The sequence below is a fragment of the Vibrio sp. 811 genome, assembly GCF_033339195.1.
This window is the reverse complement of sequence record NZ_JAWOUB010000647.1, coordinates 1-594: the sequence shown is the minus strand read 5'-3', so window position 1 is coordinate 594 and position 594 is coordinate 1. Positions and strand designations below refer to the sequence as shown.

The 594-nt window shown below is 46.0% G+C and carries 1 pseudogene; it reads left to right on the top strand.

Features of this window, described 5'->3' with window-relative positions:
• Nucleotides 1–594 (top strand): annotated as a pseudogene (locus tag R7Q46_RS28605) (methyl-accepting chemotaxis protein); the annotation flags it as partial.

Here is a 594-nt window from a genome sequence, read left to right as displayed (position 1 = left end):
AGAAAACATCCGAAGTCGCCCCACAGCTTTCCAATGAGCTAAAAGATAAAGTGGAGACGTTGCACCAAATCACAAACTCCATTTTACTCAAGCAATCCGCAGTGATTCAGATGCAAGAGCACATCGATGCGAATGTTGGTGGTTTTCGCTATGGACTGAGTTCCATCGGCCCAGAGATGAACAGAATTAGCTCATTTTTAAGCCTGGACGATCCTGAGTCGAGTGACGCGGCAAACCGTTTTATTGCATCTGCGAGTTCGATGGAAAGCACTTTCCTTGTAATGATGATGCATACCGATTTACCTAAAGCAGAGAAAGAATATCGGGAGATGCGAAATCGGATTGCGGGGATTAACCTTGCTTACGAAGATTTCAAAGCCCTACACCCTGAAGTCAGTGACTACGCCAGCTTGACAGCGCCTTATGACATGGTGAAATCAGGCTTTGACCAAGAGGGCATTTTGCAACTCATTCTTGCCAAGTTGGCCCAAAGCGAACAACAACAGCGTGAGTTTCATCAAGCGTCGTTATTAGCTGATGAAACCATGAGGCTCTTGGATAGCATTTCGCAGTCGGCATCGAACTTGATTGATG